The organism is Stagnihabitans sp. (genome assembly GCF_964946895.1).
The window spans coordinates 1-22,832 of sequence record NZ_CBBQHX010000039.1 but is presented as its reverse complement, the minus strand read 5'-3'; the positions used below and the strand labels follow the sequence as shown (position 1 = coordinate 22,832).

At 65.3% G+C, this 22,832-nt stretch carries 24 protein-coding genes; 16 read left to right on the top strand and 8 right to left on the bottom strand.

The window, feature by feature from the left end:
• Positions 1-6 precede the first annotated feature (6 nt).
• From rnc to AC1Y2B_RS19290, 3 genes are all read left to right on the top strand, one after another.
• Positions 7-693 (top strand): ribonuclease III, encoded by a 687-nt coding sequence (rnc, locus tag AC1Y2B_RS19300; RefSeq protein WP_482254750.1) that lies wholly within the window; start codon positions 7-9, stop codon positions 691-693.
• On the top strand, positions 690-1,631 hold the full coding sequence (gene era / locus AC1Y2B_RS19295; RefSeq protein ID WP_482254749.1) for a GTPase Era: 942 nt from the start codon (positions 690-692) through the stop codon (positions 1,629-1,631). The genes rnc and era overlap by 4 nt, the downstream gene beginning before the upstream one ends.
• A gap of 108 nt (positions 1,632-1,739) precedes the next feature.
• Complete coding sequence (locus AC1Y2B_RS19290) at positions 1,740-2,075, top strand: DUF1491 family protein (RefSeq protein ID WP_482254748.1); 336 nt, start codon at positions 1,740-1,742, stop codon at positions 2,073-2,075.
• Here AC1Y2B_RS19290 and AC1Y2B_RS19285 read toward each other — a convergent pair.
• Positions 2,064-2,642 (bottom strand): Pr6Pr family membrane protein, encoded by a 579-nt coding sequence (locus AC1Y2B_RS19285; RefSeq protein ID WP_482254747.1) that lies wholly within the window; start codon positions 2,640-2,642, stop codon positions 2,064-2,066. The two genes, AC1Y2B_RS19290 and AC1Y2B_RS19285, sit on opposite strands and share 12 nt — an antisense overlap.
• Positions 2,643-2,731: 89 nt before the next feature.
• Between AC1Y2B_RS19285 and recO the strand changes: the two genes are divergently transcribed.
• Entirely contained in the window at positions 2,732-3,451 is a 720-nt protein-coding gene (gene recO, locus AC1Y2B_RS19280) for a DNA repair protein RecO (RefSeq protein WP_482254746.1), read from the top strand.
• A gap of 55 nt (positions 3,452-3,506) precedes the next feature.
• Positions 3,507-4,712, top strand: a complete 1,206-nt coding sequence (locus AC1Y2B_RS19275; RefSeq protein ID WP_482254745.1) for an MFS transporter — start codon at positions 3,507-3,509, stop codon at positions 4,710-4,712.
• A 155-nt stretch (positions 4,713-4,867) separates the two neighbouring features.
• On the opposite strand, the gene map is transcribed toward AC1Y2B_RS19275, so the two are convergent.
• Positions 4,868-5,683, bottom strand: a complete 816-nt coding sequence (gene map, locus AC1Y2B_RS19270) for a type I methionyl aminopeptidase (RefSeq protein WP_482254769.1) — start codon at positions 5,681-5,683, stop codon at positions 4,868-4,870.
• Between the two features lie 113 nt (positions 5,684-5,796).
• Between map and AC1Y2B_RS19265 the strand changes: the two genes are divergently transcribed.
• From AC1Y2B_RS19265 to AC1Y2B_RS19255, 3 genes are all read left to right on the top strand, one after another.
• Positions 5,797-6,519, top strand: a complete 723-nt coding sequence (locus tag AC1Y2B_RS19265; RefSeq protein ID WP_482254744.1) for a competence/damage-inducible protein A — start codon at positions 5,797-5,799, stop codon at positions 6,517-6,519.
• A gap of 95 nt (positions 6,520-6,614) precedes the next feature.
• Entirely contained in the window at positions 6,615-7,292 is a 678-nt protein-coding gene (locus AC1Y2B_RS19260) for a GNAT family N-acetyltransferase (RefSeq protein WP_482254743.1), read from the top strand.
• Between the two features lie 17 nt (positions 7,293-7,309).
• Entirely contained in the window at positions 7,310-8,239 is a 930-nt protein-coding gene (locus tag AC1Y2B_RS19255) for an OmpA family protein (RefSeq protein WP_482254742.1), read from the top strand.
• 19 nt (positions 8,240-8,258) lie between these two features.
• Here AC1Y2B_RS19255 and AC1Y2B_RS19250 read toward each other — a convergent pair whose 3' ends face one another.
• The 4 genes from AC1Y2B_RS19250 to AC1Y2B_RS19235 all read right to left on the bottom strand — a co-directional run bounded on the left by AC1Y2B_RS19250 (position 8,259) and on the right by AC1Y2B_RS19235 (position 11,202).
• Positions 8,259-9,164: a LysR family transcriptional regulator gene (locus AC1Y2B_RS19250; RefSeq protein WP_482254741.1), complete on the bottom strand. Its 906-nt coding sequence runs from the start codon at positions 9,162-9,164 to the stop codon at positions 8,259-8,261.
• Positions 9,165-9,332: 168 nt separating this feature from the next.
• Complete coding sequence (locus tag AC1Y2B_RS19245) at positions 9,333-9,701, bottom strand: hypothetical protein (protein ID WP_482254740.1); 369 nt, start codon at positions 9,699-9,701, stop codon at positions 9,333-9,335.
• A gap of 28 nt (positions 9,702-9,729) precedes the next feature.
• Positions 9,730-10,503 carry a DUF6478 family protein gene (locus AC1Y2B_RS19240; protein WP_482254739.1) on the bottom strand — a complete coding sequence of 258 codons (774 nt, stop codon included), beginning with the start codon at positions 10,501-10,503 and terminating at the stop codon, positions 9,730-9,732.
• A 96-nt stretch (positions 10,504-10,599) separates the two neighbouring features.
• Positions 10,600-11,202 carry a hypothetical protein gene (locus AC1Y2B_RS19235; RefSeq protein ID WP_482254738.1) on the bottom strand — a complete coding sequence of 201 codons (603 nt, stop codon included), beginning with the start codon at positions 11,200-11,202 and terminating at the stop codon, positions 10,600-10,602.
• Positions 11,203-11,370: 168 nt separating this feature from the next.
• Between AC1Y2B_RS19235 and accD the strand changes: the two genes are divergently transcribed.
• The 3 genes from accD (at position 11,371) to AC1Y2B_RS19220 (ending at position 15,420) form a co-directional block, all read left to right on the top strand.
• Positions 11,371-12,318, top strand: a complete 948-nt coding sequence (gene accD, locus AC1Y2B_RS19230) for an acetyl-CoA carboxylase, carboxyltransferase subunit beta (protein ID WP_482254737.1) — start codon at positions 11,371-11,373, stop codon at positions 12,316-12,318.
• Entirely contained in the window at positions 12,315-13,583 is a 1,269-nt protein-coding gene (locus tag AC1Y2B_RS19225) for a bifunctional folylpolyglutamate synthase/dihydrofolate synthase (RefSeq protein ID WP_482254736.1), read from the top strand. The genes accD and AC1Y2B_RS19225 overlap by 4 nt, the downstream gene beginning before the upstream one ends.
• A gap of 268 nt (positions 13,584-13,851) precedes the next feature.
• Positions 13,852-15,420 carry an ArnT family glycosyltransferase gene (locus AC1Y2B_RS19220; RefSeq protein WP_482254735.1) on the top strand — a complete coding sequence of 523 codons (1,569 nt, stop codon included), beginning with the start codon at positions 13,852-13,854 and terminating at the stop codon, positions 15,418-15,420.
• Here AC1Y2B_RS19220 and AC1Y2B_RS19215 read toward each other — a convergent pair.
• The gene (locus AC1Y2B_RS19215; protein ID WP_482254734.1) at positions 15,417-17,372 is read right to left on the bottom strand and encodes a lytic transglycosylase domain-containing protein; all 1,956 of its coding nucleotides are present in this window, start codon (positions 17,370-17,372) and stop codon (positions 15,417-15,419) included. The two genes, AC1Y2B_RS19220 and AC1Y2B_RS19215, sit on opposite strands and share 4 nt — an antisense overlap.
• A gap of 149 nt (positions 17,373-17,521) precedes the next feature.
• On the opposite strand from AC1Y2B_RS19215, the gene dapA reads away from it, so the two are divergent.
• The 3 genes from dapA to AC1Y2B_RS19200 all read left to right on the top strand — a co-directional run bounded on the left by dapA (position 17,522) and on the right by AC1Y2B_RS19200 (position 20,170).
• Entirely contained in the window at positions 17,522-18,394 is an 873-nt protein-coding gene (gene dapA, locus AC1Y2B_RS19210) for a 4-hydroxy-tetrahydrodipicolinate synthase (protein ID WP_482254733.1), read from the top strand.
• Positions 18,395-18,474: 80 nt separating this feature from the next.
• Positions 18,475-19,335: a DMT family transporter gene (locus AC1Y2B_RS19205; protein WP_482254732.1), complete on the top strand. Its 861-nt coding sequence runs from the start codon at positions 18,475-18,477 to the stop codon at positions 19,333-19,335.
• 226 nt (positions 19,336-19,561) lie between these two features.
• Positions 19,562-20,170, top strand: a complete 609-nt coding sequence (locus tag AC1Y2B_RS19200; RefSeq protein WP_482254731.1) for a Hint domain-containing protein — start codon at positions 19,562-19,564, stop codon at positions 20,168-20,170.
• A gap of 106 nt (positions 20,171-20,276) precedes the next feature.
• Here AC1Y2B_RS19200 and AC1Y2B_RS19195 read toward each other — a convergent pair whose 3' ends face one another.
• On the bottom strand, positions 20,277-20,738 hold the full coding sequence (locus AC1Y2B_RS19195) for a potassium channel family protein (protein WP_482254730.1): 462 nt from the start codon (positions 20,736-20,738) through the stop codon (positions 20,277-20,279).
• A gap of 65 nt (positions 20,739-20,803) precedes the next feature.
• Between AC1Y2B_RS19195 and smpB the strand changes: the two genes are divergently transcribed.
• Positions 20,804-21,283, top strand: coding sequence for an SsrA-binding protein SmpB (gene smpB, locus AC1Y2B_RS19190; RefSeq protein ID WP_482254768.1), 480 nt, complete (start codon positions 20,804-20,806; stop codon positions 21,281-21,283).
• Between the two features lie 77 nt (positions 21,284-21,360).
• Entirely contained in the window at positions 21,361-22,791 is a 1,431-nt protein-coding gene (locus AC1Y2B_RS19185; RefSeq protein ID WP_482254729.1) for a methyl-accepting chemotaxis protein, read from the top strand.
• Positions 22,792-22,832: the final 41 nt, after the last annotated feature.

Below are 22,832 nucleotides of genomic sequence, written 5' to 3'. Positions count from 1 at the left end.
CCCCCTTTGAAACTGTCGCAAGACCTGCAAACCTTCTGCACCCGCATCGCCTACAAGTTCCACACCCCGGAACTTCTGGTGCAGGCGCTGACCCATGCCTCGATGTCCTCGCCCACCCGCACCAACAACGAACGCCTTGAATTCCTCGGCGACCGCGTGCTGGGTCTTGTCATGGCCGAGGCCCTCTTGACCGCCGACACCGCCGCCGCCGAAGGCCAGCTTGCGCCCCGCTTCAACGCCCTCGTCCGCAAGGAAACCTGCGCCGATGTCGCCCGCGAATACGGCTTTGGCGAGGTGCTGAAACTCGGCCGCTCCGAAATGATCTCCGGCGGTCGCCGCAAGGAAGCCCTGCTGGGTGACGCCTTGGAGGCGGTGATCGCCGCCATCTACCTTGATCGTGGCTTTGACGCCGCCCGCGAAGTCATCCTCCGCCTCTGGGGCAAGCGCATCAATGCCGTCGAAGCCGACGCCCGCGACGCCAAGACCAGCCTGCAGGAATGGGCGCAAGGCCGTGGCATGGCGCCCCCCACCTATGACGAAGCCGCCCGCGAAGGGCCGGACCACCAACCCATCTTCACCGTCCGCGTCACCCTCGCCGACGGCAAAACCGAAACCGCCCGCGCCGGATCAAAGCGTCAGGCCGAACAAATGGCAGCGCGAGCCCTCCTCGCGCGGATAGAAGGACCAAAATGACCGAAGAACACTTGGCCGAAACCCCGCATCGCGCGGGCTTCGTCGCCCTGATTGGTGAGCCGAATGCCGGCAAATCGACCCTTTTGAACAAGATGGTGGGCGCAAAAGTCTCCATCGTCACCCACAAGGTGCAAACCACCCGCACCCGGATTCGCGGCGTGGCGATGCATGGCCCTGCCCAAATCGTCTTCGTTGACACCCCCGGCATCTTCCGCCCCCGCCGCCGGCTTGACCGTTCCATGGTCGCCGCCGCATGGGGCGGTGCCGCCGACGCCGACGTGATCGTGCTCTTGATCGAGGCAAACCGTGGCCTGACCGAAGGCGCCAAGGCCATCATCGACGGGTTGAAAGACCGCTTCCCCTCAGGCGGGCAAGTCGCGCTGGCGATCAACAAGATCGACAAGGTCAAAGCCGAAACCCTGCTGCAACTGGCCGAAGAGGCCAACACGATCTTCCCCTTCACCACCACCTTCATGATCTCGGCCGAACGCGGCCACGGTGTCGAAAAGCTGAAAGCCTGGCTCGGTGAAACCGTCCCCGAAGGCCACTGGTTCTACCCCGAGGATCAAATCGCCGACCTGCCCGAACGCCAGATCGCGGCTGAGATGACCCGCGAGAAACTGACCCTGCGTCTGCACGAAGAATTGCCCTACCAACTGACGGTGGAAACCGAAGCCTGGGAAGACCAGCCCGACGGCTCCGCCAAGATCGCCCAAGTGATCTACGTCGCCCGCGATGGCCACAAGGGCATCGTGCTTGGCAACAAGGGCGAAACCATCAAGGCCATAGGCATCGCCGCCCGCGCCGAAATCTCCGCCTTCCTCGGCCGCACCGCCCACCTGTTCCTGGAGGTGAAGGTCCGCCCGAACTGGCTGGAAGAACCCGAGCGGTACACTGAAATGGGCCTCGACTTCAAAGACGGCAACCTGCCCGGCTAAGGCCCGCGAAATCCTGAACAAAAGGTTAACGGAAAACACAAAATCCGTTAACTTTCAAAGCCTTACCCCTCATTGCACGCGTGCAATCCCCGTGAAACAGAGGCCCAAATGTCGTTCAGATTAGCCAGCGGCATCTGGGTCTCCGCCTACCTCACCCGCCTCCGCCTCGCCGAAATCCCGGCCTATGTGACCCAAAAGGGCGACCAAACCGCCGGCGCCGTGATCGTGAAAGTCGCCACCCTGAATGGCCAGGCCAAGGCCTTCCAGCGCAGCTTCGACCTCACCTCGAACGAACGCATCTGGATCCCCCTGACCGAGGGACCCGAAGCGGACGTCGACGCCCTCCTGTCCCGCCAGAAGTCCCGCGACCGCGACCTTTGGGTCATCGAGCTTGAAGACCGCCAAGGCCGCACCCTCCTCGACGAAGACGGCCTAGCGACTTAACCGCGCCACCCCAACCACCCCGGCGCCCAAGGCCGCGAAGGCCACCAACAGCCCCCCGATATTCACCCCCAACCGCACCACCCCCAGACTGTCCCCATCCAGAAACGGATAGGCCCAGAACCCGGTCAGATAGCCGCGAACCAGCGCATAGCCGCAGTAAACCGCAGGCCAGACCAGCCAAACCGGCAGATCCCGCCACCCGACTCGCTTGTCGCCAAACGCCCACCACCACAGACAAACCCCCAGCGGCACCGCCGAATGCAACCCCTGATCCGCCCACCACGCCGCCCCCTGCGGGTTCCAAAGCCGGGCGAGCAGCAGGTGATACACAATCCCCACCATCGCAATCGACACCACCATCCCCGCCGCCACCCGACCCGGCATCGCCCAACCCCGCGCCACGGCGAACATCAACCCGGCCACGCCCAGATTGGTCAGAATGGTGAAGAACCCCGCCAGAAACCACAGCTTGCCCTCCAGCGGCCAAAACGCCATCGGGTCCGGCAAGACATCAAACTGCCCGCGCAGGCTGGCCAGCGCCAAGGTTGCGATCAACAGGGCAAGCATCCGCGACATCATCGCCAAACCCTGCCAGATTGGCCCCCCACCGCAAGCCCCTTCTTGCCCCGCCGCCCCTCAGCAGCAATACTCCCCCCATGGAATGGCGAGACGAAGGGGCCCTGCTCTCCGTGCGGCTGCACGGCGAAAGCGCCGCGATCATCGAGGTCTTTACGGCCGAACATGGCCGGCACCTTGGCGTGGTGCGGGGCGGAGCGTCACGTCGCATGGCCGGCGTCCTGCAGCCTGGCGCGCAACTGGCGGTGCACTGGCAGGCCCGGCTTGACGAACACATGGGCAGCTTCAAGGCCGAACCCCGGTACGCCCGCGCAGCCCTTCTGAACGACCGGGGCGCGCTCGCGGCGCTCAATTCCATCTGCGCGCTGCTGCATCAGGCCTTGCCGGAACGCGATCCTCACCCGGACCTTTATGCCCAGACCGTGGCCCTTCTTGACCTTCTCGAACAAGGCCGCGACTGGCAGGTGCCCTACCTTCTGTGGGAGGTCAGCCTGCTGGACGAGATGGGCTATGGCCTTGACCTCACCTCTTGCGCGATCACCGGCGTCACACAGGACCTCGCCTTCATCTCGCCGCGCACCGGCCGCGCCGTCTCGCGCGCGGCGGCGGGGGACTGGGCGCCGCGCCTGTTTCCCCTGCCCCGCGTGCTGACCCTGCACGACGGCACCCTGTCCGAGGTGAACGAGGCGCTGGCCCTCACCACCCATTTCCTGACCCGCGCCCTGCCCGACAAACCCCTGCCAGAGGCCCGCACCCGCCTGCTCGATCACCTCGCCCGTCATAAAACCGTCGCAGACTGACTCCGTCCGTCGCATCAGGGCCAGACGCGCCCGGCCGCCCGTGCGACCCAAACCCATGGCCAGCGACAACACCCTCCTGCCCCGCTCTCCCGCGCTTTGGCACTTCGCCACGCTGACCGGGCTTGAGGCCTGCGTGCGCGGCTCGCTCATCTCGGTGATGCCGCTGGTGGTGCGGGACGCTATGGGATCGACCGTCGGCTCCTCCAAGGCCTATTTCATCGTCGGGCTGATCTCGATGACCTGGGGGCTGATGGTGCCCTGGTTCACCCGGCTGGTGCCCCGGCGCTGGATGTATACCGGCGGCTGCGTGCTGTATCTGCTGGGCATGAGCCTCGCCTTCCTCGGCACGCCCCTTACGGTGACGCTGTCGCTGATGGCCAACGCCATGGCCACCGCCACCACCTTTGTCTGCTTCAACGCCTATGTGCTGGACTATGTCGAGCGCGAGAACCTGGGCCGCAGCCAAAGCCTGCAGATGTTCTTCGCCGCCACACCTTGGGCCGTGGGCCCGATGCTGGGGGTCTGGCTGCACTCGCTCTGGCGGCCAGCGCCCTTCCTGATGGCCGGCACCTTCGCCTTGGCGCTGGTCTGCATGTTCTGGTATCTGCGTCTTGGCAACGGCAAGGCCATCACCCGCGCACGCGGCCCTGCGGTCAACCCACTCGCCTATCTTGGCCGCTTCTTCGCCCAACCCCGCCTGATCGCCGGATGGAGCTTTGCCGTCATCCGTTCGACCGGCTGGTGGGTCTATGTCGTCTATCTGCCCTATTTCTGCATCGAGCAGGGTCTTGGCCCCAACGTCGGCGGCACCGCACTGTCCATCTCCAATGCACTCTTGTTCCTCGCGCCCACGCTCCTGAAGTTCGCCCGCCGCTCCTCGGTGCGTATCTCGGTGCGCCGCGCCTTCGCGCTCTGCGGCAGCCTGTTCCTTCTGGCCAGCCTCGTCGCCCCCTGGCCCTGGCTGGCGGTCCTGTCCCTGATGTGTGCCTCCACCATGCTGGTGACGCTCGACGTGATCGGCGGCCTCCCCTTCCTGATGAGCGTAAAACCCTCCGAGCGGACAGAGATGTCGGCGATCTATTCCAGCTTCCGCGACGTCTCCTCGGTCGTCACCCCCGGCATGGCCTGGGCGGTGCTGGCCATAGCGCCCACCGCCGCCATCTTCACCGCCACCGCCGGCCTGATGGGCCTCGCCTTCACCGTGGCAGGAAACCTGCACCCACGCCTCGGCACCCCGCGCCCGTCCCGCGGCGGCACCTGACCCCTTCATTCAGGCCCAAATATCCCACGGGGAGCGCGAGGGGTGTGAAACCCCTCGCTTCTGTCAGCGGAGCGCGAGGGGTGTGAAACCCCTCGCTTCTGTCAGGGTCGTGACAGGGGTGATACCCCCCCCCCGCTGGTGCCGTCAAAATCAGCTCAGGGCTTGAAGAACCTGCCCGCTGGCGACGCCGTGAAAATCTCGCAGCCCGTCGCCGTCACCCCGATCGAATGCTCATACTGCGCCGAGTCGCGGTCGTCGCGCGTCACCGCCGTCCAATCGTCGGCCAGCACCTTGGTCTCGGGGCGGCCCAGATTGACCATCGGCTCGATGGTGAAGAACATGCCCTCTTCCAGCACGGCGCCGGTGCCCGGACGGCCATAGTGCAGCACATTCGGCGGCGCGTGGAAGACGCGGCCCAGCCCATGGCCGCAGAAGTCGCGCACCACCGACATCCGGTTCGCCTCGACAAAGGTCTGGATCGCGTGGCCGATGTCGCCAAAGGTGTTGCCCGGCTTCACAGCCGCAATCCCGCGCATCAGCGCCTCATGCGTCACGTCGATCAGACGCTGGCGGAACGGCTTCACAGCGCCCGCCGTATACATCCGGCTGGTGTCGCCAAACCAGCCATCGACAATCACCGTCACGTCGATGTTCAAAATGTCGGCATCCTGGATCACATCCGACCCGCGCTTGGGAATCTTCGCCCCCGGGATCCCGTGGCACACCACCTGATTGACCGAGATGCACGAGGCGTGTTGATACCCCTTGTACCCGATCGTGGCCGAGGTGACGCCGTGGCGTTCCACTTGCGACCGGATGAAATCATCCAGCTCTCCCGTCCGCACGCCCGGCACCACCAGGGCGCCGATGTCGTCCAGAATGGTGGCCGCAATCCGTCCGGCTTCCCGCATGCCTGCAAAATCCGCATCCTCGTAGATGCGAATGCCATCCTTGGTGATGCGACCGCGCATATCGTCCAATGTTCCGACCCTTTTTGCTTTGCCCCTAGATAAGAGAATCCCGCGCCCTTGGCCAGAGCCCGCTTCGCCCCTATACCTGTGCAGGAATGCACGAGGAGAGCCTGATGACCAACCAAACCGCCGCCATGCTGGTGATCGGCGACGAAATCCTGTCGGGCCGCACCCGCGACAGCAACATGCACCACCTTGCGATGGCCCTGACCGAACACGGCCTGTCCCTGACAGAGGCCCGCGTGGTGGCCGATGACCATGACGCCATCGTGGCCGGGGTCAACGCGCTGCGCGCCAAATATGACCACGTCTTTACCTCGGGCGGCATCGGCCCGACCCATGATGACATCACCGCCGAGGCGATTGCCGCAGCCTTTGGTGTGGCCCTCACCCACCGGGCCGACGCCATGGCCTTGCTGGGCGCGCACTACGCCTCCCGCCAGATGGAGTTCAACGAAGCGCGCCAGCGCATGGCCCGGATTCCCGACACCGCCACGCTGATCGACAACCCCGTTTCGGTCGCCCCCGGCTTCAGCGTCGGCAATGTCCACGTCATGGCCGGCGTGCCCCGCATCTTCGAGGCGATGCTGGCTGGCGTCCTCTCGGGGATCGCCCACGGCAAACCCCTCCTGTCGCGCACCCTGCGCCTGCAGCGCGGCGAGGGCGAGATTGCCACCGCCTTCGCCGCTTTCGCCGCCGAATGGCCCGACCTGCAGATGGGCTCCTACCCCTTCAACATTGACGGCATCTACGGCACCAACCTTGTGATCCGTGGCCACGACGCCGCCCGTCTTGACGCCGCCCTCGCCGCGCTGGAGGACCGCCTGACCAAATGACCAGCCCGCTCAGTCCTGCCCCTCTCAGTCCTGCCCCTCTCAGTTCTGCCCCTCTCAGTTCTGCCCCTCTCAGCCCAAGCGACTTCGCCGCAGCGATGGAGGCGACCTGGCCACCCGCCGCCGCCACCCGCCACGGCCCCTGGGCCATCCGCGAGGGGCGGGGCGGCGGCAAAAGGGTCAGCGCCGCCAGTGCCGAGGGCGATTGGCACGACGCCGACCTGATCACCGCCGAGGCGGCGATGCAGGCCTTGGGTCAGGACCCGCTCTTCGTGATCTGGCCCTGGGACGAGGCGCTGGATACCGCCCTCGCCGCCCGGGGTTACGGAAAGATCGACCCGGTTCTGGCCTATGCCGCCCCGGTCTCGGCCTTCGCGCCGCCCGCCCGCATGACCACCTTCCCGCACTGGCCGCCCATGCAGATCGCCCGCGACATCTGGGCCGAGGGGCATATCGGCCCCGGGCGCCTCGCCGTGATGGCGCGCGTGGCCGGTCGCAAGACCGCCATTCTGGGCCGCACCGCCGACAAACCCTCGGCCATAGCCTTCGTCGCCCTGCACGACGACACCGCCCTGATCCACGCGCTTGAAGTCCGCCCCGCCCTGCGCCGCCAGGGCGCCGCCCGTCAGATCCTGTGTGCCGCAGCCCTTTGGGCGGTGGAAAACGGCGCGGATCGGCTGGCTTTGGCCGTGACCGAGGCCAACACAGGCGCCCGTGCCCTCTATGCTTCCCTTGGAATGCAGGTTGTGGGAAACTACCACTACCGAGCCAGATAAGCCGCAAAGGCAGAGCAGTGAGCCGCCGTTTCCTTCCCACCGCCTTCGCGGCGCTTTGTGTGGCCCTGCCCGCGCAGGCCGCACCCCACCTCGACATGCCGGCGCCCGCCTCGCAGATCGGCGGCTGGGGCGACAGCCCCTCGACCCTCGGCCTGCCCATCGGCCCCTTCCGCGGTGGCTCCCTGCCCCTGCGTCAGGGCACCGGGTCCATCGACCAGCGCGCCTACCGGATGGATGGCCAGCGCCTGACCACGCTGCAACTGATCACCCCCCTGCTGACCCAGTTGCAACAAGAGGGCTACAAGACGCTTTACCAATGCGACACCTCGGCCTGCGGCGGCTTTGACTTCCGCTATGGCATGAATGTCCTGCCCGAACCGCAGATGCACGTCGACCTTGGCGATTTCCGCTATGTCGCCGCCGAACGCAGCGCCCCCGATGGCCCTGACCTTGTGGCCCTGCTGGTCAGCCGCTCCGCCGACACCGGTTTTGTCCAGGTCACCACCATCACCGGCCTGCCCAGCACCGCCGCCGCTCCGCCCCCCACGGCCCCGGCGCTCACGCCGCCCGCGCCAGACGCCTTCGGCCAGACCCTGCTGGCCGATGGCGCGGTGGCGCTGGATGACCTGATCTTCGATTCCGGCAGCGCGGTGCTGGAAGACAAGGACTACGCCTCGCTCAAATCCCTCGCCGGCTGGCTCGCCGTCAACCCGACGCGCAGCGTGACCCTGGTCGGGCACACCGATGCCTCGGGCACGCTGGCCTCCAACATCAGCCTGTCGCGCCAGCGGGCGCAAAGCGTGCGCGCGGCCCTTGTCGCCAAATTCGCCGCCGACCCCGCCCGGATCGACGCCCAGGGGGCCGGCTACCTCGCCCCCCGCGCCAGCAACGAAACCCCCGAAGGCCGCACCAAAAACCGAAGGGTCGAGGTCATGCTGACCCCATAGCCTCTGCCCTTGCAGCGGCTCACCAGTTGTCGGGGCCCTTTTCCATGAACTGCCGGGCCAGAAAGTCGATGAAGGCCCGCACCTTGGGCTGGGTGAAGCGGCCCGGCGGATAGACCGCGTAAATCCCCTGCACTTCCACCGGCAGCCCCGGAATGGCCTCTTCGACCAGCCCCTGCTTCATCGCATCGGCATACAGGAACGAGGGCAGATAGGCGATCCCCAGGCCCGAAATCGCGGCATTCAACAGGCTTTGCCCATCATTCACCGTCAGCCAGCCCGCCGTGCGCACCTGCCGCTTCTCCCCCGACGGGGCGATCACCTTCCAGACATTGCCATTGGCCTGATTGGAATAATGCAGAAGCTTGTGCTCGTTCAGATCGTCAATCTTCATCGGCCGGCCGAATTTCTGGAAATAGGCCGGCGCGCCGATCATCTTCTTGGCCGTATCCGTCAGACGCCGCGCCCGCAGGCTGCTGTCCTCCAGATCGCCCACCCGAATGGCCATGTCAAACCCTTCCGAGATCAGTTCGACATAGCGGTTGTTCAGCACCATGTTGACGGTAATGTCAGGATATTCCAGCAGGAAATCCCCCAGGATCGGCGACAGCAGGTTGACGCCGAAATCCGTCGCCACGCTGATCCTCAGCAGCCCCGAAGGCGCCGACTGCATCGAGGTGACCAGCGCATCCGCCTCCCCCGCATCGTTCAGCACGCGCCGCGCACGGTCGTAATAGGCCAGTCCAATCTCGGTCGGAGAGACGCGCCGCGTGGTGCGGTTCAAAAGCCGCGCCCCCAGTCGCGCCTCAAGCGCCGAGACGTGCTTGGACACGGCCGATTTGGATATGCCCATCTTCTTGGCAGCATCCGTAAAGCCTCCTTGATCCACCACGGTGGCGAAGGCTTCCATTTCTGTCAGTCGGTCCATTGTTGATCCCCAGGCAGGAAGTCGGGTTGTTTCAACAAGGATTGATCGTGAATTCTGGCAGGATCGCGGCACGGAGGAGACACTTCCGCGGTATTATGACCTATCGTTCAAGTTGGGGAAACAAGCCGGGGTCAAAAACGCCACCGCAGCGCCCGAAACCCGCAGCCCTCATGGCGCGGTTTCCACGCAGTGCCGGCGAAAGGCGCGCTTAAGCATATCCAGTTCGGCACGCAGCAGATCCAGTTCGGCGCGCAGGTCATCCTCCATCGCAATCCCGGTCACGATGGTGAAATGGGCCAGGGTTTCGCCCCCCTTCTGGCGGATCAGAAAGGTCTGCACCCCGTCGCTCAACACCTCTGGCGACACCGGAACCCGCACGGCGAATTCGCCGCTGGCCCCGGCGACGGGCGTAACCGTGACCCCTTTGATGGTGTTGCCCAGCAGGGTCACCTCCAACTCTGGGGCGGCGTCCGCCCCGGTCAGCACACCCTCCCACCAGCCGGCGCGGATGCGGGTCTTGGTCAGCGTCACGTCCATCGCATCTTCCTCCGTCTCAGGTCGGGCTTCACAGTTCCGCGCGGGGGCGACGCGACAGGGTCACATCCCGCAGGATCACTTCGTTCATCTCGGGCCCCTCGAAGATCAGATCGACCCACAGCTTTTCCACCCGCTTTTCGTTCAGCTTGGAATAGGCCAGATCGAATTCCACCATCGCCTCATCGGCATTCAGCGGCACTTCGCGCACCAGTTGCTCGACATTCGGGCCGTGCTTGATGTTCAGCCGCGCGAAGATTTCCAGCGGCTTTTCCATCTCGACGATCAGATCCAGCCGGATCAGGTGGCGCAGCTTCAACCCCCGCGCCGCCTCTTCCGGCAAATCCAGCACCAAGGACAGGAAAGAGCCGTCAAAGCGGAACACATCCAGACGCACGCCAAACGGCGCAATATCCACCTCACGCGTGTTGCGGATCTGGCGCACCGTCAGCTCTGACTTGCGGCAGTCGTGAAAGATCGTAGCCCCCTCGCAGATCTGCATCTTGCCGGGGACCGAGGCCATGCCGGGCGACGGCAAAGAGCCCTTCCACAGGCTGGGCCGCCAGACCCAATCCGTTCCCATCGGCTTGCGGATCACGTTGGACCCGATGATCGGCAGCGCCAGCCGGTAATCCGCCTCATGGATCACCTGATCCAGCGTGCGCCGCAAACTGCGCGCCCGCCCCCGCCAGCCGCGCAGCGTTTCCAGATCGACCTCGGGGGCCGCAGCGCCCGCCGCCGTCCAGCGCTTCAGGCTGCGCTTGTACAACAGCGTTTCAAGAAAGCTCGAAAACCGGCGCGCCATTCGCAATCTGTCCTGCAGTTCGGGGGTCACCAAAGAAAGGCCAACATGGGGAAAGCGATTCTCTTATCGCGCCATTTCCTTAAAGGTTCCACCCCCTTAGACCTTTGGTGCCGGGATGGCCCTGTCCGGGTTGCCCCGGCTCAACAACCCCAGTTCATCGCGCACCAGCTTCAGCCCCTGCGCGGGCGTCAAGGGCGCCCCCTCCGCCCCCGAGGCGGACACCGTCACCAGCCGCCCCTTGATCGCCGTGATCGCGCGCCAGTATTCGCCCGCCGTCTTGTCGTTCACATGCAACAGCAGGATCCCGTCATCGACCAGCGCCTGCATCACCACCACATGCCCGCCGACCCCGTCACGCGCCAGAACCCGCCGCCCTGCGGACGACGAGAAGAACTTGGCCAATTCATCCGGCCCCGCCAGCAAGACCCCGGCCGAGGCCGGCGGACCCGCCGTGATCGACACCACCGCTGCCGCCACCCCGCCCCGCGCCGTGCAGCGCCCCATCAGAACCGTGACCGCATCGCCATGCGCCACCGAGGCCTTGGGATCAATGCAATAGCCCTGCGGCGCCACGATGTTCAGCGCCCCGTTCAGAACCGTCGTCGCATGCATCCCGCCCATGCCAAAGTCGTCATCGCAGGCCGCCAGCGCCAGCAGCACAAACGGAAGACATCGGCGCACCCTCGCGGCAATCGGCATGACTGTTCCCTGACCGGGCCAAACCCTGCGCCAAGGGTTAACGGCGGGGATGCCGGCAATCAAGCTTTGCCTACGCCCGGCCCGCGTCCCTCGTTGCGAGGCAGTGATTGCAATTCACCCCGCCGAGGACTATCTCGGGGCGGAAATGAGCGACCGAAAGGCCAGCCGATGAACTGGATCTCCAACTACGTCCGTCCCAAGATCAACTCGCTGTTTTCCCGGCGCGAGACCCCGGACAATCTGTGGACCAAGTGCCCCGAGTGCGGCACCATGCTGTTTCACCGCGAACTGGCAGACAATCTGAATGTCTGCACCAATTGCGATCACCACATGGCGATCACCCCGCGCGACCGCTTCAAGGCGCTGTTCGACGGCGGGATCTTCGTCGAGGTGAAGGTGCCCGAACCCCTCGTCGACCCGCTGCACTTCCGCGATCAGAAGAAATACCCCGACCGTCTGAAAGCCGCCCAGAAGGCCACCGGCGAACGCGACGCCATGGTCGTGGCCGAGGGTGAGATCAACCGCACCCCCATCGTCGCCGTGGCCCAGGATTTCGCCTTCATGGCGGGCTCAATGGGCATGTTCGTCGGCAACGCCATGATCGTCGGCGCCCAGACGGCGGTGAAGCACAAGCGCCCCATGGTTGTGTTCTGCTCGGCCGGTGGCGCGCGCATGCAAGAGGGCATCCTGTCCCTCATGCAGATGCCCCGCACCACCGTCGCCGTGCAAATGCTGCGCGAGGCGCGTCTGCCCTATATCGTCGTCCTCACCCATCCGACGACCGGCGGCGTGACCGCAAGCTATGCCATGCTGGGCGATGTGCAGATTGCCGAACCCAACGCCCTGATCTGCTTTGCCGGCCCCCGCGTCATCGAACAGACCATCCGCGAGAAACTGCCCGAAGGCTTCCAGCGCGCCGAATACCTGCTGGATCACGGCATGCTGGACCGCGTCACCCACAGGAAGGCGATGCGCGAGGAACTGACCACCATCCTGCGCATGCTGCAGGGCCTGCCCCCGGCCATCAAGGGCGACCTGCCCGCGCCCGACGCGGCGGTGACCGCCGCTGCCAAGCCCGCCGCCAAATCCGCGCCGTCCAAACCCGAGGCGAAATGACCACCTCTGACATGATCCTTGACCGGATGATGACCTTCCACCCGAAAGTCATCGACCTGACGCTTGACCGCGTGCACCGCCTGCTGGCGGCCCTTGGCAACCCCGAACGCCACTTGCCCCCGGTGATCCACGTGGCAGGCACCAATGGCAAAGGCTCCACCCAGGCGATGATCCGGGCGGGTCTGGAAGCCTCGGGCCTGTCCGCCCATGCCTATACCTCGCCGCATCTGGCCTATTTCCACGAACGCATCCGGCTCGCCGGAGCGTTGATCTCCGAAGCGGCGCTGACCGACTTGCTGGACGAATGCGTGCGCAAGAATGGTGCCGGAGAGATCACTTTCTTCGAAATCACCACCTGCGCCGCCTTCCTCGCCTTCTCGCGGGTGAAGGCCGACTATACCCTGCTGGAGGTGGGCCTTGGCGGGCGTCTGGACGCCACCAACGTGGTGGACAGTCCTGCCCTGACCATCATCACACCGGTGTCGATCGACCATCAGCAATATCTGGGCGAAACGCTGCCCGAAATCGCCTTCGAAAAGGCCGGCATCATCAAGCGCGGCGTGCCGGTGATCGTCGGCCCGCAGGACGAGGCCGGGCTGGCCGTCATCGAGGCCCGCGCCCTGCGGCTTGGCGCCCCGGTTCTGGCCTATGGCCAACACTGGCATGTCCATGAAGAACACGGCCGCATGGTCTATCAGGACGACCGTGGCCTTTTGGACCTGCCGCTGCCCAACCTGCCCGGGCCGCACCAGATCCAGAACGCGGGTGCCGCCCTGACCGCGCTGCGCCATCTTGGCCTGTCCAACGCCGCCTGCGAGGCGGCCGTGACCCAGGCCGTCTGGCCCGCCCGCATGCAGCGCCTGCGCAAGGGGCCGCTGGTGACTTCGGCCCCGCAGGTGGAACTCTGGCTCGACGGCGGCCACAACCCCGCCGGCGGTCAGGCCATCGCCGCCACCCTCGCCCGGATGCCCGAGCGCGAAACGCATCTGATCTGCGGCATGCTCAACACCAAGGACGTGCGCGGCTACATGGTGCCCTTGGCGACCCAAGCCACCGCGCTGCACGCCGTCTCAATCCCCGGCGAAAAGAATACCCTGCCGGCCGAGGCCACGCGCGACGCCGCCCGCGCCGCCGGCATCCCGGCAAATGTGGCCGCATCGGTCGCCGAGGCCCTGGCCGGCATCGCAGCCACCTCCCCCCAGGCCCGCGTGCTGATCTGCGGCTCGCTCTATCTGGCCGGGTCGATCCTGCGCGAGAACGGCTGAAGCGCGCGGCGGCCCCGGCCTCGGGGGGCTGCGCCGCCCCCCGATCCCCCCGCGCCGGGGGGACTTCACGTCCCCCCGGTCCCCCCTGTGGGATATTTGGACAAGGATGAAAGCGCAGGGGTCGCGACGTGTGGGTTAACGGGATCTGACCACAACGTTGGAGTTACAAAAGAACGACGGATACCCTACGCAAGACCGACGGGAAAACCACAGGGCAGATGCCGGATCTTGCAGGGTTAATGCAGCGCACTCAAAGGGTTAGGGCAGGATGAGCTTCATTCAGCGGCAGGTGGCGCAAGGGCGCGGAATTTGGCTGGCCATGCTGTTCATGGCGCTTCTGGCGATGCCGGGGTTTTTCACCCTGCCGCCGGTGGACCGCGATGAGGTGCTGTTTTCGCAGGCCTCGCGACAGATGCTGGCCTCGGGTGATTTCGTCGACATCCATTTCGGCGATGCAACGCGCTACAAGAAGCCGGTCGGGATCTATTGGGCGCAAGCGGCTGCCGCCGCGATCACCGGGGCGCCGGAACAGATCTGGACCTACCGGTTGGTCAGCCTGCTGGCCGCCCTGATCGCCGTCGGCGCAACCCATTCCACCGCAAGGCTTTTCCTGCGGCCCGAGGCGGCTTTTCTGGCCGCCGTGGCGCTTGCCGCCAGCCTGATGCTGGGCGCCGAGGCGCATCTGGCCAAGACTGATGCCACCTTGCTGGCCACGGTGGCGCTTTGCCACTATGGGCTGGCCCGGGCCCTGTCGGGCGGGCGTCTGGCTTTGCCGCTGGCCTTGGGCTTTTGGGCGGTGCTGGCGGCCTCGATCCTCATCAAGGGTCCGATCGGCCCGATGGTGATAGCCTTTTCCCTTCTGGGCCAATGCCTTATCCGCCGCGACCTGTCGCTCTGGCGGGCCTTGCGTCCGCTCCCGGGCCTTGTGCTGCTGGTCGTTCTGGTGGCGCCATGGTTCCTTGCCATCACGTGGATCAGCCATGGCGCGTTCTGGAGCGCCTCTTTGGGCCGGGACATGTTCGAAAAGCTGGCCAGCGGGCAAGAGAATCACGGCGCGCCGCCCGGGTCCTATCTGGCGGCGATGTGGCTGACCTTCTGGCCCGCGGCCATGCCGCTGGCAGCGGCGATTCCAGCGATCTGGCGCGGGCGGCGGGACCCGGTGGTGCGGTTTGCCCTGCTGTGGCTGGTGCCGGCCTGGCTGGTGTTTGAACTGACGGCGACCAAGCTGGTCCACTATACCTTGCCAACCTATCCGGCCTTGGCGCTACTTCTGGGGTACGCTTGGCAAAACAAGGGCCGCAGCGCGCTGTGGCCGGTTGTCCTGCCGGGTCTGTTGCCACTGGCGCTGCTGGGGGGTTTGGTCTGGCAGGCGGGGCAGATGGGGGTCAGCCTGCCGCTCGGGTTCTGGCTGGCAGGAGTGGCCGTTCTGGCCTCGGGCGGGCTGATCGTGTGGGCCGCGCGCGGGTCAGACGCGGTGCGCCTTGGCCTGACCCTGGCTGCGGGCGGACTGGCACTGAACGCGGCACTTTATCCAACGCTGGCCGGCATTGCCCCACTGTGGCCCGCCCGCCCCTTGGCGGCCCTCGCCGCAGCGCATCCGGATTGCACCTTCAGCGTGGCCGGCTATGCCGAACCATCCCTGGTGTTCCTGACCAACAATCGCGTGCAATTTCAAGATATTGCGAACATCCCTGCCACCTTGGCAACGCCGGGATGCCACGTTGTGGCGCTGCCCGGAGCGACGCCGCCGGCCGGCACCGAAGCCTTGGCAAAGGTCACGGGCCTTGATCTTGGCACCGGTCACAAGGTCGATCTGGGGGTCTGGCTCAAGCCCTAGTGGCCGGTCAACTCGGCCGTGATGTTCACCGGCCCGACAGAGCCGCGCAGCTTGGCGCGGTAGATCACGACGCCTTCGGCCACGCGCATCACATAGGTGCGCGTCTCGTTGAAGGGGATGTTCTCGACCCAGTCCACCGGATCGGTGCCTGCCAGACGCGGGTCGCCGAAGGCCGCAATCCACTCGCGCGGGCGCCTTGGCCCGGCGTTGTAGCCCGAGGCGATCAGCGTCACCGCCGGGCCGAATTCATCAACCATTTCCTTGAGATAAGCCGCCCCCAGCGTCGCATTGTACACCGGATCGGAGGCGAGTTTGCCCGGCGAATAGGTCAGGCCCTGATCCTTGGCAACCTTGGCTGCCGTGCCCGGCAGCAGCTGCATCAGCCCCAAAGCCCCGGCCGAGCTGCGCGCCTCGGGGTCGAACTCGGACTCGCGGCGGGCGATCGACAGGGCCAGTGCGCGGCTGACGGCCAGATGGTCGGGCACCATGTCAGGCACCGGGAAATAGGCGCCCGGCAGGATCACCCCGCGTTCTGCCGCCGCTTTGGCGATCAGCATGGCAGACCGATATTGCTGCATTTTCAAGGACAAGGCGGCCAGCGTGCCAAGGTCCTGATCAGACAGGCTTTCGCCCAGATGCAAGAGGAACCGCGCCGAAAGCTGTTCATTGCCCGCCGCCGCCATCCGCACCGCCGCCTCCAGAACCGAGGATTTGGCAAAGCTCGCCGTCTTCCAGTTGCCCGGCGGCGGCGCGTTCGACAGAAGGCTGGCATCCAGCGTCAGGCCCAACCGCTCGGCCGCCAGCATGCCGTAATACGAAGTCTGGAACCGCGCGGCCTGGCTGAAGGCACTTTGCGCCTTGGCCTTGTCGCCCGAAGCCTCATAGGCGCGCCCCATCCAATAGAGCGCCCGCGACTGGCTGATGGGCGTGGTGGCCCCCATCAGCCGACCGAAGTGCTTCAACGCCCGCGCGGGGTCAGACAACTTGCGCAAAGCGATGTAACCGCTCAGAAATTCCAGATCGCCCGCCGCGCTGGCCTCCGTCAGTTGATGCGAGGAGGCCACCTGATAGGCAGTCTTGGCATCGCCGCTGCGCATCAGATAGCGCGCCAGACTGGCACGTTTGTCGGCCCATGCCGCCGGGTCGCCCAGCCTTTTGGCCGAGGCAGAGCGGTCGATGATCAGCGTCGCCGCGTCGGCGTAGCTGTCATGCCGCATCCGGAACAGGAAGCGCTCATAGGCCAGACCGGCGTCATCCCTCAACCCTGCCGGCACCGCCGAAACCAAGGCCGCCACGCCAGGCTTGTCGGCCCGCAAGGCCATCCGCGCCGCAGCCAGCGCCGCCCAATCCTTTGATACCAAAGGCAACATCCGCTGCGCTTCATCCGCGCGGCCACCGTCCCACAGGATGCGGTCCAGCCGGACCTCATGCGCCACTTTCAGATCCTTGGCATAAATTCCCAGGATCTGGCTTTGCTCGTCAGCCGAGAATTTCAGCGTCGTCCAAGCCTGCGTCGCCACGCTCACAGCGTCGGCATGGCGGTTGGAGGCCTCCAGCGCCTGCAGCAAAGCCAAAGCTCCGGCCGCCGTTTGCGGGGCATCGTTGCCGAAATACGCCAGAACCCGCGCCGGGTCCTGCGCCCGTGCCACCGCCGCCTCTCCTGCGGTCTTGAGATACGGCAGGCCGGGCCAATCGGGATGGCGGGCCAGAAACGCCTCGTAGTCCCCCAACAGCCCGTCGCCGGCGCGCAGACGCTGCCATTCGATCACATCGGCCCCAACCGGACCGGCGGCCATCGCGGCGGCCTGTGCCCCTTGCCAATCCTGATGGTCGGCAAGCGCCTGCGCTGCCTGCAAGGCACTGATTTCCTTGGTGTCAAAGGCCAAAGCCGGAAGGACAGCCAGCCCTGCCACAAGGGCCAGGGCGCGAAGAACTGGGGCAAATCGGATCATGGTCCAAGTTTGCCGCAACAACCCCTGCGCCACAATACGAAATGGCGTGATCGGTGGCCTGTTGCCCATGCTTGGCAAAACCTTCGCGCGCGTATAGGACAACGCCGCACATTCGGGCGATCCCGCCCCCAAACCGAGGAGACGTTGCCATGTTCAAAGGGTCTTTCCCTGCCCTGGTCACGCCGTTCAAAAACGGCGCGCTGGATCTGGTGGCGCTCAAGAAACTCGTCGAATGGCACATCGAACAGGGCTCGCATGGGCTGGTTCCGGTGGGCACCACGGGCGAAAGCCCCACCGTCAGCCATGCCGAGCATCGTCAGGTCGTGGAAGAGGTGATCGCTGCGGTCGCCGGTCGCATTCCGGTGATCGCTGGGGCGGGGTCCAACAACACGGCAGAGGGGATCGACCTGATCCGCCATGCCGAAAAGGTTGGTGCCAATGCCGCTTTGGTGGTGACGCCCTATTACAACAAGCCAACCCAGGCGGGCCTGATCGCCCACTTCACCGCGCTGCATGACTGCTGCGCGCTGCCGATCGTGATCTACAACATCCCCGGCCGCTCGGTCGTCGACATGTCGCCCGAAACGATGGGCGTGTTGGCCAAGCTGCCGCGCATCATCGGCGTCAAGGACGCCACCGGCAAGATCGAGCGGGTCAGCCAGCAGCGCGCCGCGTGCGGCAAGGACTTCATCCAGCTGTCGGGCGAGGATGCCACCGCATTGGGCTTCAACGCGCATGGCGGGGTGGGCTGCATCTCGGTCACCGCCAACGTGGCGCCCAGGCTCTGCGCCGAGTTCCAGGACGCCACCCTGCGCGGCGATTTCGCCAAGGCCCTGGAATATCAAGACAAGCTGATGCCGCTGCATGAGGCGATCTTCATCGAGCCGGGTTTGGCTGGGGCGAAATATGGCCTGTCCCTGCTGGGCTTGTGCGAAGAAGAGGTGCGGCTGCCCCTCTTGACCCTGACCGAGGGCACCAAGGCCAGGATCAAGGCCGCCATGCAGTTCGCCGGGATCCTTTGACCCCGTAGGGTGGGGTTACAACCCCACCCTACCTGCACCACCGCGCCGCCAACCCCTTTGGCCAGCGCCAAGGATATGCCATGGCATCGGACAACTTGCGCGGCAGCCTGTGGATGATGGGCTCGATGGCCGGCTTTGCGCTGGAGGACGGCTTTCTGAAAGCCGCAGCAGGCTCGTTGCCGTTGGGCGAGGTCCTGGTGGTCGAGGGCATCGCAGGGATCCTGTGGTTCTCGGCCATGGCGCTTCGCGTCGGCGCGCCGCCGCTGCCACGGGCCGTGCTGTCGCGCACCATGGCGATCCGCTCGGGCTTTGAGGTGGTGGGGCGGCTTTTCTATGCCCTGGCCATCGCGCTGACGCCGATTTCGACCGCCTCGGCCATCCTGCAGGCCACGCCTTTGGTCGTGGTGCCGGGCGCCGCGATCCTGTTTGACGAGAGGGTCGGAGCGTTCCGCTGGGCGCTGATTGTCGCGGGCTTTCTGGCGGTTCTGTTGATCCTGCGCCCCGGTCTTGACGGGTTCTCGGCGCTCAGCCTTCTGGCGCTGACCGGAATGCTGGGCTTTGCCGGGCGCGACCTTGCCACCCGCGCCGCGCCTCCTGCCCTCTCGAACGCGCAACTGGGGGTCGCAGGCTTCACCGTGCTGGGTGTCAGCGGCCTGATGATCCTGTCGGAGACCGGTGGCGCTGCCTTGCCGACCCTTCGCACCGCAGCTCTGCTGGCCGGCGCCAGCGGCTTTGGCATTGCGGGCTACACCGCCCTGACCCAGGCCATGCGCACCGGCGAGGTCTCTGCCGTCACCCCGTTCCGCTACGCCCGTCTGGTCTTTGCCCTCGCCGTCGGCGTGCTGGCCTTTGGCGAGCGGCCTGATGCACAGACTCTCCTTGGTTCGGCCATGATTGTGACCTGCGGCCTTGCTTTGCTGACGCGGCGGCGAATCGGCTGAGAGCCCGCTCCGGACGCGCCGATTGTTGCTTAACGAAACGCTAATCTTCGGCCGGAATGGCGAAGCGACCGGGTTTTCCGCTCGGATCGTTTCGCCATGCGCATCAATGACATGGGCGTGACGCAGGCGCGTCGAAAAAATGGCGAAATTCGGGTGCTGATTGGGCACATGGAAGCGGGGGCTGCCACAGATCTTAATCAAGCAACACACACCCGGAGGACTCACCATGTTCATGCAAGACATCACCAAGCTGACCACCGCCCTGACCAAGGTTGCCGCCCGTCCCCGCCTGACGCAGGCGCTGCCCGTCACCACCGGCCTCGTCGCCGGCACCCTGCTGGAGACCGCGAGCGGCTGGGCTGATGTGGCCAGCCTGCGCATCGGCGATGCCGTGCAGACGCTGGACGGCGGCTTGTCGCGCATCCTTGGCCTCGATCGCCGCACGCTGCGGCCCGAGCCGGAAACCTCGCTGATCCTGATCCCCGGTGGCTGCCATGACGCCTGCAGCGACACCTTGCTGATGCCCGGCCAGCACATCCTGAAAGACACGCTGGACGACGAAACCTGCCACGGCGCGCCCTTCGTGCTGCTGCCCGCCTTTGCCATGACCATCGACGCCCTGATCACCCGCCACTTCCCTGAAGCCGAGGTCGAGGTGATCACCCCCCTGTTTGCCGATGAGGAAATCGTCTTCGCCAACTCTGGCGTGCTGCTGCACTGCCCGGGCGTGATCGACGGCGCGGGTCGTCCACCGGTCAACAGTTTCTTCCCCCGGATGGATTCGATCGAGGCGCGTGCCTTCCTGACCCGCCGCTCGGCCCGGCTGGGCCTGTGACCGCCGATGATCCGCCACAAGATTCCGGCTGGCGTCCCATTTCCCCCGGTGCCAGCCGCCCGCCCCTCCGCTCGGCTTTTAGCCCATGCCGGGGCGACCTGACCGCCTAGCGTGGCGCAGCCTGGCTGTCGTGCCGCCGCTTGTGTTCCACTTGATTGATGCGGATTTGCCGCAAAGCCTCGATCAGCAGGGCGGTCAGCAGGCCGAAGTTCAGGAAGCCATTCGCCGCCTCCATCCCGGCCAGAAGACGCCACGCCGGTGCAGGCACCACATCCCCCAGGCCGAGGGTCGTGTAAGCGACCAGACTGAAATAGACCGCGTCATCCAGCGTCGAAAAGACATGCAGGGCGTCATAGGCCAACGCCCAGACCCAGGTGCCCGCCGTGATCACGCCCAACACCCACAAAGAGACGCCCGCCACCAGCACCACCAGCTTGGGCCGGTGCGGTTCTCGCAAAAGCCAGCCGTGCGCGCGGGCGAAAATCACCTCCAGCACCATCGCGGCGATGGCCGCCATGGTGATGTTGATCAACAACAGCCCGCTTCCCACTGCGATCTGTACGAACATTTGCCCTCCCCGTCCGGAGTTGGCGTCTGGACTTGCCGCCACGCCTCGCCTATTTCCAAGCGATCATGGTAGAGAAATCCGACCCCAATTCAAAACTCATCGCGGAAAACCGCCGCGCGCGGTTTGACTACCACATCGAATCCGATCTGGAAGCCGGGATCATGTTATTCGGCTCCGAGGTGAAGTCGCTGCGGCAAGGTGGCTCGAACATTGCCGAAAGCTATGCCTCGGTCGAGGGCGGAGAGTTGTGGCTGATCAACGGCTACATCGCGCCATATCTGCCTGCCAAGACCTTCGGCCATGAAGAACGCCGCCGCCGCAAGCTGCTGGTGTCGCGCAAGGAATTGGGCCGGCTGAAGAATGCCGTCGGCCGCGAGGGGATGACGATCGTGCCCCTGAAGCTGTATTTCGACGACCGGGGTTTTGTGAAGCTGAAGCTGGGCGTGGCCAAAGGCAAGAAGAACGCCGACAAACGCGAGACTTCGGCCAAGCGCGATTGGGAGCGCCAGAAGGCGCGTATCCTGAAACATGGGGCGCGCGGCTAAGATCTGCACCGTTAAATCGATCTTTACCGCCTGTATTTATGCATGTGGCACAGAATCGTTCAATTACGGAGCGTCATATGGCCAAGGACGGCGCAGCGGCTTCTCTTGAGAAGCGCCTGAAATTCTATCGTATCAATCCAAACGATGAAAATTTTTCAGCCATCGCCAAGACCCTCGACCAGTTCGCGGAAACAGCGTTGGCGAAGTTTTATGAGAATGTGGCTTCGACGCCCGAGACGGCCACCTACTTTGCCAGCAAAGCCGCCGTCGAACGCGCAAGCCGCGCGCAAGCCAAACACTGGCGCGATCTGTTCACCAAAGGCATCAACGAAACCTATTATGCCGCAACCCAGAGGGTGGGCGACATCCACGCCCGTATCGGCCTTGATCCGCAATGGTACAACGGCGGCTATGCGAACATCCTTGAACACATGATCACCGCCATCCTGACCGACGGATTGGGACGTCTGTCCCCCCGCCGTCAGCGCGAAGCGCGGATGATCAGCACGCTCGTCAAGGTGGCGCTGCTGGATATGGACCTGTCCGTCTCGCGGATCTTCGAGGTCGACAAGGAAAAGCGCGTTGCCGTGCTTGACCAGATCGGACGGGTGCTGGGCGGCATGTCGGCCGGTGACCTGACCGGCATCATCTCGCCGCTGCCCCCAGAATATTCCAAGATCGAAGGCGACTTTCGCAGTGCTTTCGAAAGTCTGTCCGACACGTTCCGGCAGATTCTGGACGGGTCAAGCCAGATCGCCTCGACCGCGTCCGAAATCCGGGCCGCGTCCGACGATCTGGCGCGCCGCACCGAACAGCAGGCCGCCAGCCTTGAGGAAAGCGCTGCCGCGATGGATGAACTGACAGGCGCAATCTCGGCGACGACCAACGTTATGAAGGACCTCAACACTTCGGTCAGTCGCACCCACAGTGCGGCGCAAGGCGGTGGCGAGGTCGTGCAGCAAGCCATCTCGGCGATGGACGAGATCGAGAAAAGCTCTGGCGAGATTGCCAAGATCATCGGCATCATCGACGACATTGCGTTTCAGACCAACCTTCTGGCGCTGAATGCCGGGGTCGAGGCGGCACGTGTCGGCGAACATGGCCGGGGCTTTGCCGTTGTGGCCAACGAGGTGCGGTCGCTGGCGCAAAGCTCGGCAGAGGCCGCCGAACAGATCAAGGCACTGATCAAGACCAGCGAAACGCAAGTGTCCAAGGGGGTCCGAATGGTCAACGACGTGGGCAAGGCACTGGCGGCGATCATGACGCAGGTCGGCGAAACCTCCGGTGTGGCGGCCAAGATCACCGAATCCAGCGCCACGCAAAGCGTGAACCTGCGGCACATCAACTCCGCGATCACCGAGATGGCCGAAACCACGCAACGCAACGCCGCCATGGTCGAGGAAAGCAACGCCGCCGCCCACAGCATGGAGGAAGAGGCCGAACGTGTGGCCGATGCCGTCGGTCAGTTCCGTGTCCGCGACAAGCGACAAATCTGGAACGCTGCCTGACATCGCGTGGGGCCGGGTCACATATCGAACTTGCCTCGCGC

Excerpts from the sequence above, each read along its gene's own strand:
- AC1Y2B_RS19260 (WP_482254743.1), top strand. The coding sequence starts at position 6,615 with ATGGAGGCGACCTGGCCACCCGCCGCCGCCACCCGCCACGGCCCCTGG.
- AC1Y2B_RS19195 (WP_482254730.1), bottom strand. The coding sequence starts at position 20,738 with ATGTTCGTACAGATCGCAGTGGGAAGCGGGCTGTTGTTGATCAACATC.
- dapA (WP_482254733.1), top strand. The coding sequence starts at position 17,522 with ATGTTCAAAGGGTCTTTCCCTGCCCTGGTCACGCCGTTCAAAAACGGC.
- AC1Y2B_RS19245 (WP_482254740.1), bottom strand. The coding sequence starts at position 9,701 with ATGGACGTGACGCTGACCAAGACCCGCATCCGCGCCGGCTGGTGGGAG.
- AC1Y2B_RS19185 (WP_482254729.1), top strand. The coding sequence starts at position 21,361 with ATGGCCAAGGACGGCGCAGCGGCTTCTCTTGAGAAGCGCCTGAAATTC.
- accD (WP_482254737.1), top strand. The coding sequence starts at position 11,371 with ATGAACTGGATCTCCAACTACGTCCGTCCCAAGATCAACTCGCTGTTT.
- AC1Y2B_RS19275 (WP_482254745.1), top strand. The coding sequence starts at position 3,507 with ATGGCCAGCGACAACACCCTCCTGCCCCGCTCTCCCGCGCTTTGGCAC.
- AC1Y2B_RS19265 (WP_482254744.1), top strand. The coding sequence starts at position 5,797 with ATGACCAACCAAACCGCCGCCATGCTGGTGATCGGCGACGAAATCCTG.
- AC1Y2B_RS19285 (WP_482254747.1), bottom strand. The coding sequence starts at position 2,642 with ATGCTTGCCCTGTTGATCGCAACCTTGGCGCTGGCCAGCCTGCGCGGG.
- AC1Y2B_RS19220 (WP_482254735.1), top strand. The coding sequence starts at position 13,852 with ATGAGCTTCATTCAGCGGCAGGTGGCGCAAGGGCGCGGAATTTGGCTG.
- recO (WP_482254746.1), top strand. The coding sequence starts at position 2,732 with ATGGAATGGCGAGACGAAGGGGCCCTGCTCTCCGTGCGGCTGCACGGC.
- AC1Y2B_RS19225 (WP_482254736.1), top strand. The coding sequence starts at position 12,315 with ATGACCACCTCTGACATGATCCTTGACCGGATGATGACCTTCCACCCG.
- AC1Y2B_RS19235 (WP_482254738.1), bottom strand. The coding sequence starts at position 11,202 with ATGCCGATTGCCGCGAGGGTGCGCCGATGTCTTCCGTTTGTGCTGCTG.
- smpB (WP_482254768.1), top strand. The coding sequence starts at position 20,804 with ATGGTAGAGAAATCCGACCCCAATTCAAAACTCATCGCGGAAAACCGC.
- AC1Y2B_RS19290 (WP_482254748.1), top strand. The coding sequence starts at position 1,740 with ATGTCGTTCAGATTAGCCAGCGGCATCTGGGTCTCCGCCTACCTCACC.
- AC1Y2B_RS19215 (WP_482254734.1), bottom strand. The coding sequence starts at position 17,372 with ATGATCCGATTTGCCCCAGTTCTTCGCGCCCTGGCCCTTGTGGCAGGG.
- AC1Y2B_RS19205 (WP_482254732.1), top strand. The coding sequence starts at position 18,475 with ATGGCATCGGACAACTTGCGCGGCAGCCTGTGGATGATGGGCTCGATG.
- map (WP_482254769.1), bottom strand. The coding sequence starts at position 5,683 with ATGCGCGGTCGCATCACCAAGGATGGCATTCGCATCTACGAGGATGCG.
- AC1Y2B_RS19200 (WP_482254731.1), top strand. The coding sequence starts at position 19,562 with ATGTTCATGCAAGACATCACCAAGCTGACCACCGCCCTGACCAAGGTT.
- era (WP_482254749.1), top strand. The coding sequence starts at position 690 with ATGACCGAAGAACACTTGGCCGAAACCCCGCATCGCGCGGGCTTCGTC.
- AC1Y2B_RS19250 (WP_482254741.1), bottom strand. The coding sequence starts at position 9,164 with ATGGACCGACTGACAGAAATGGAAGCCTTCGCCACCGTGGTGGATCAA.
- AC1Y2B_RS19240 (WP_482254739.1), bottom strand. The coding sequence starts at position 10,503 with ATGGCGCGCCGGTTTTCGAGCTTTCTTGAAACGCTGTTGTACAAGCGC.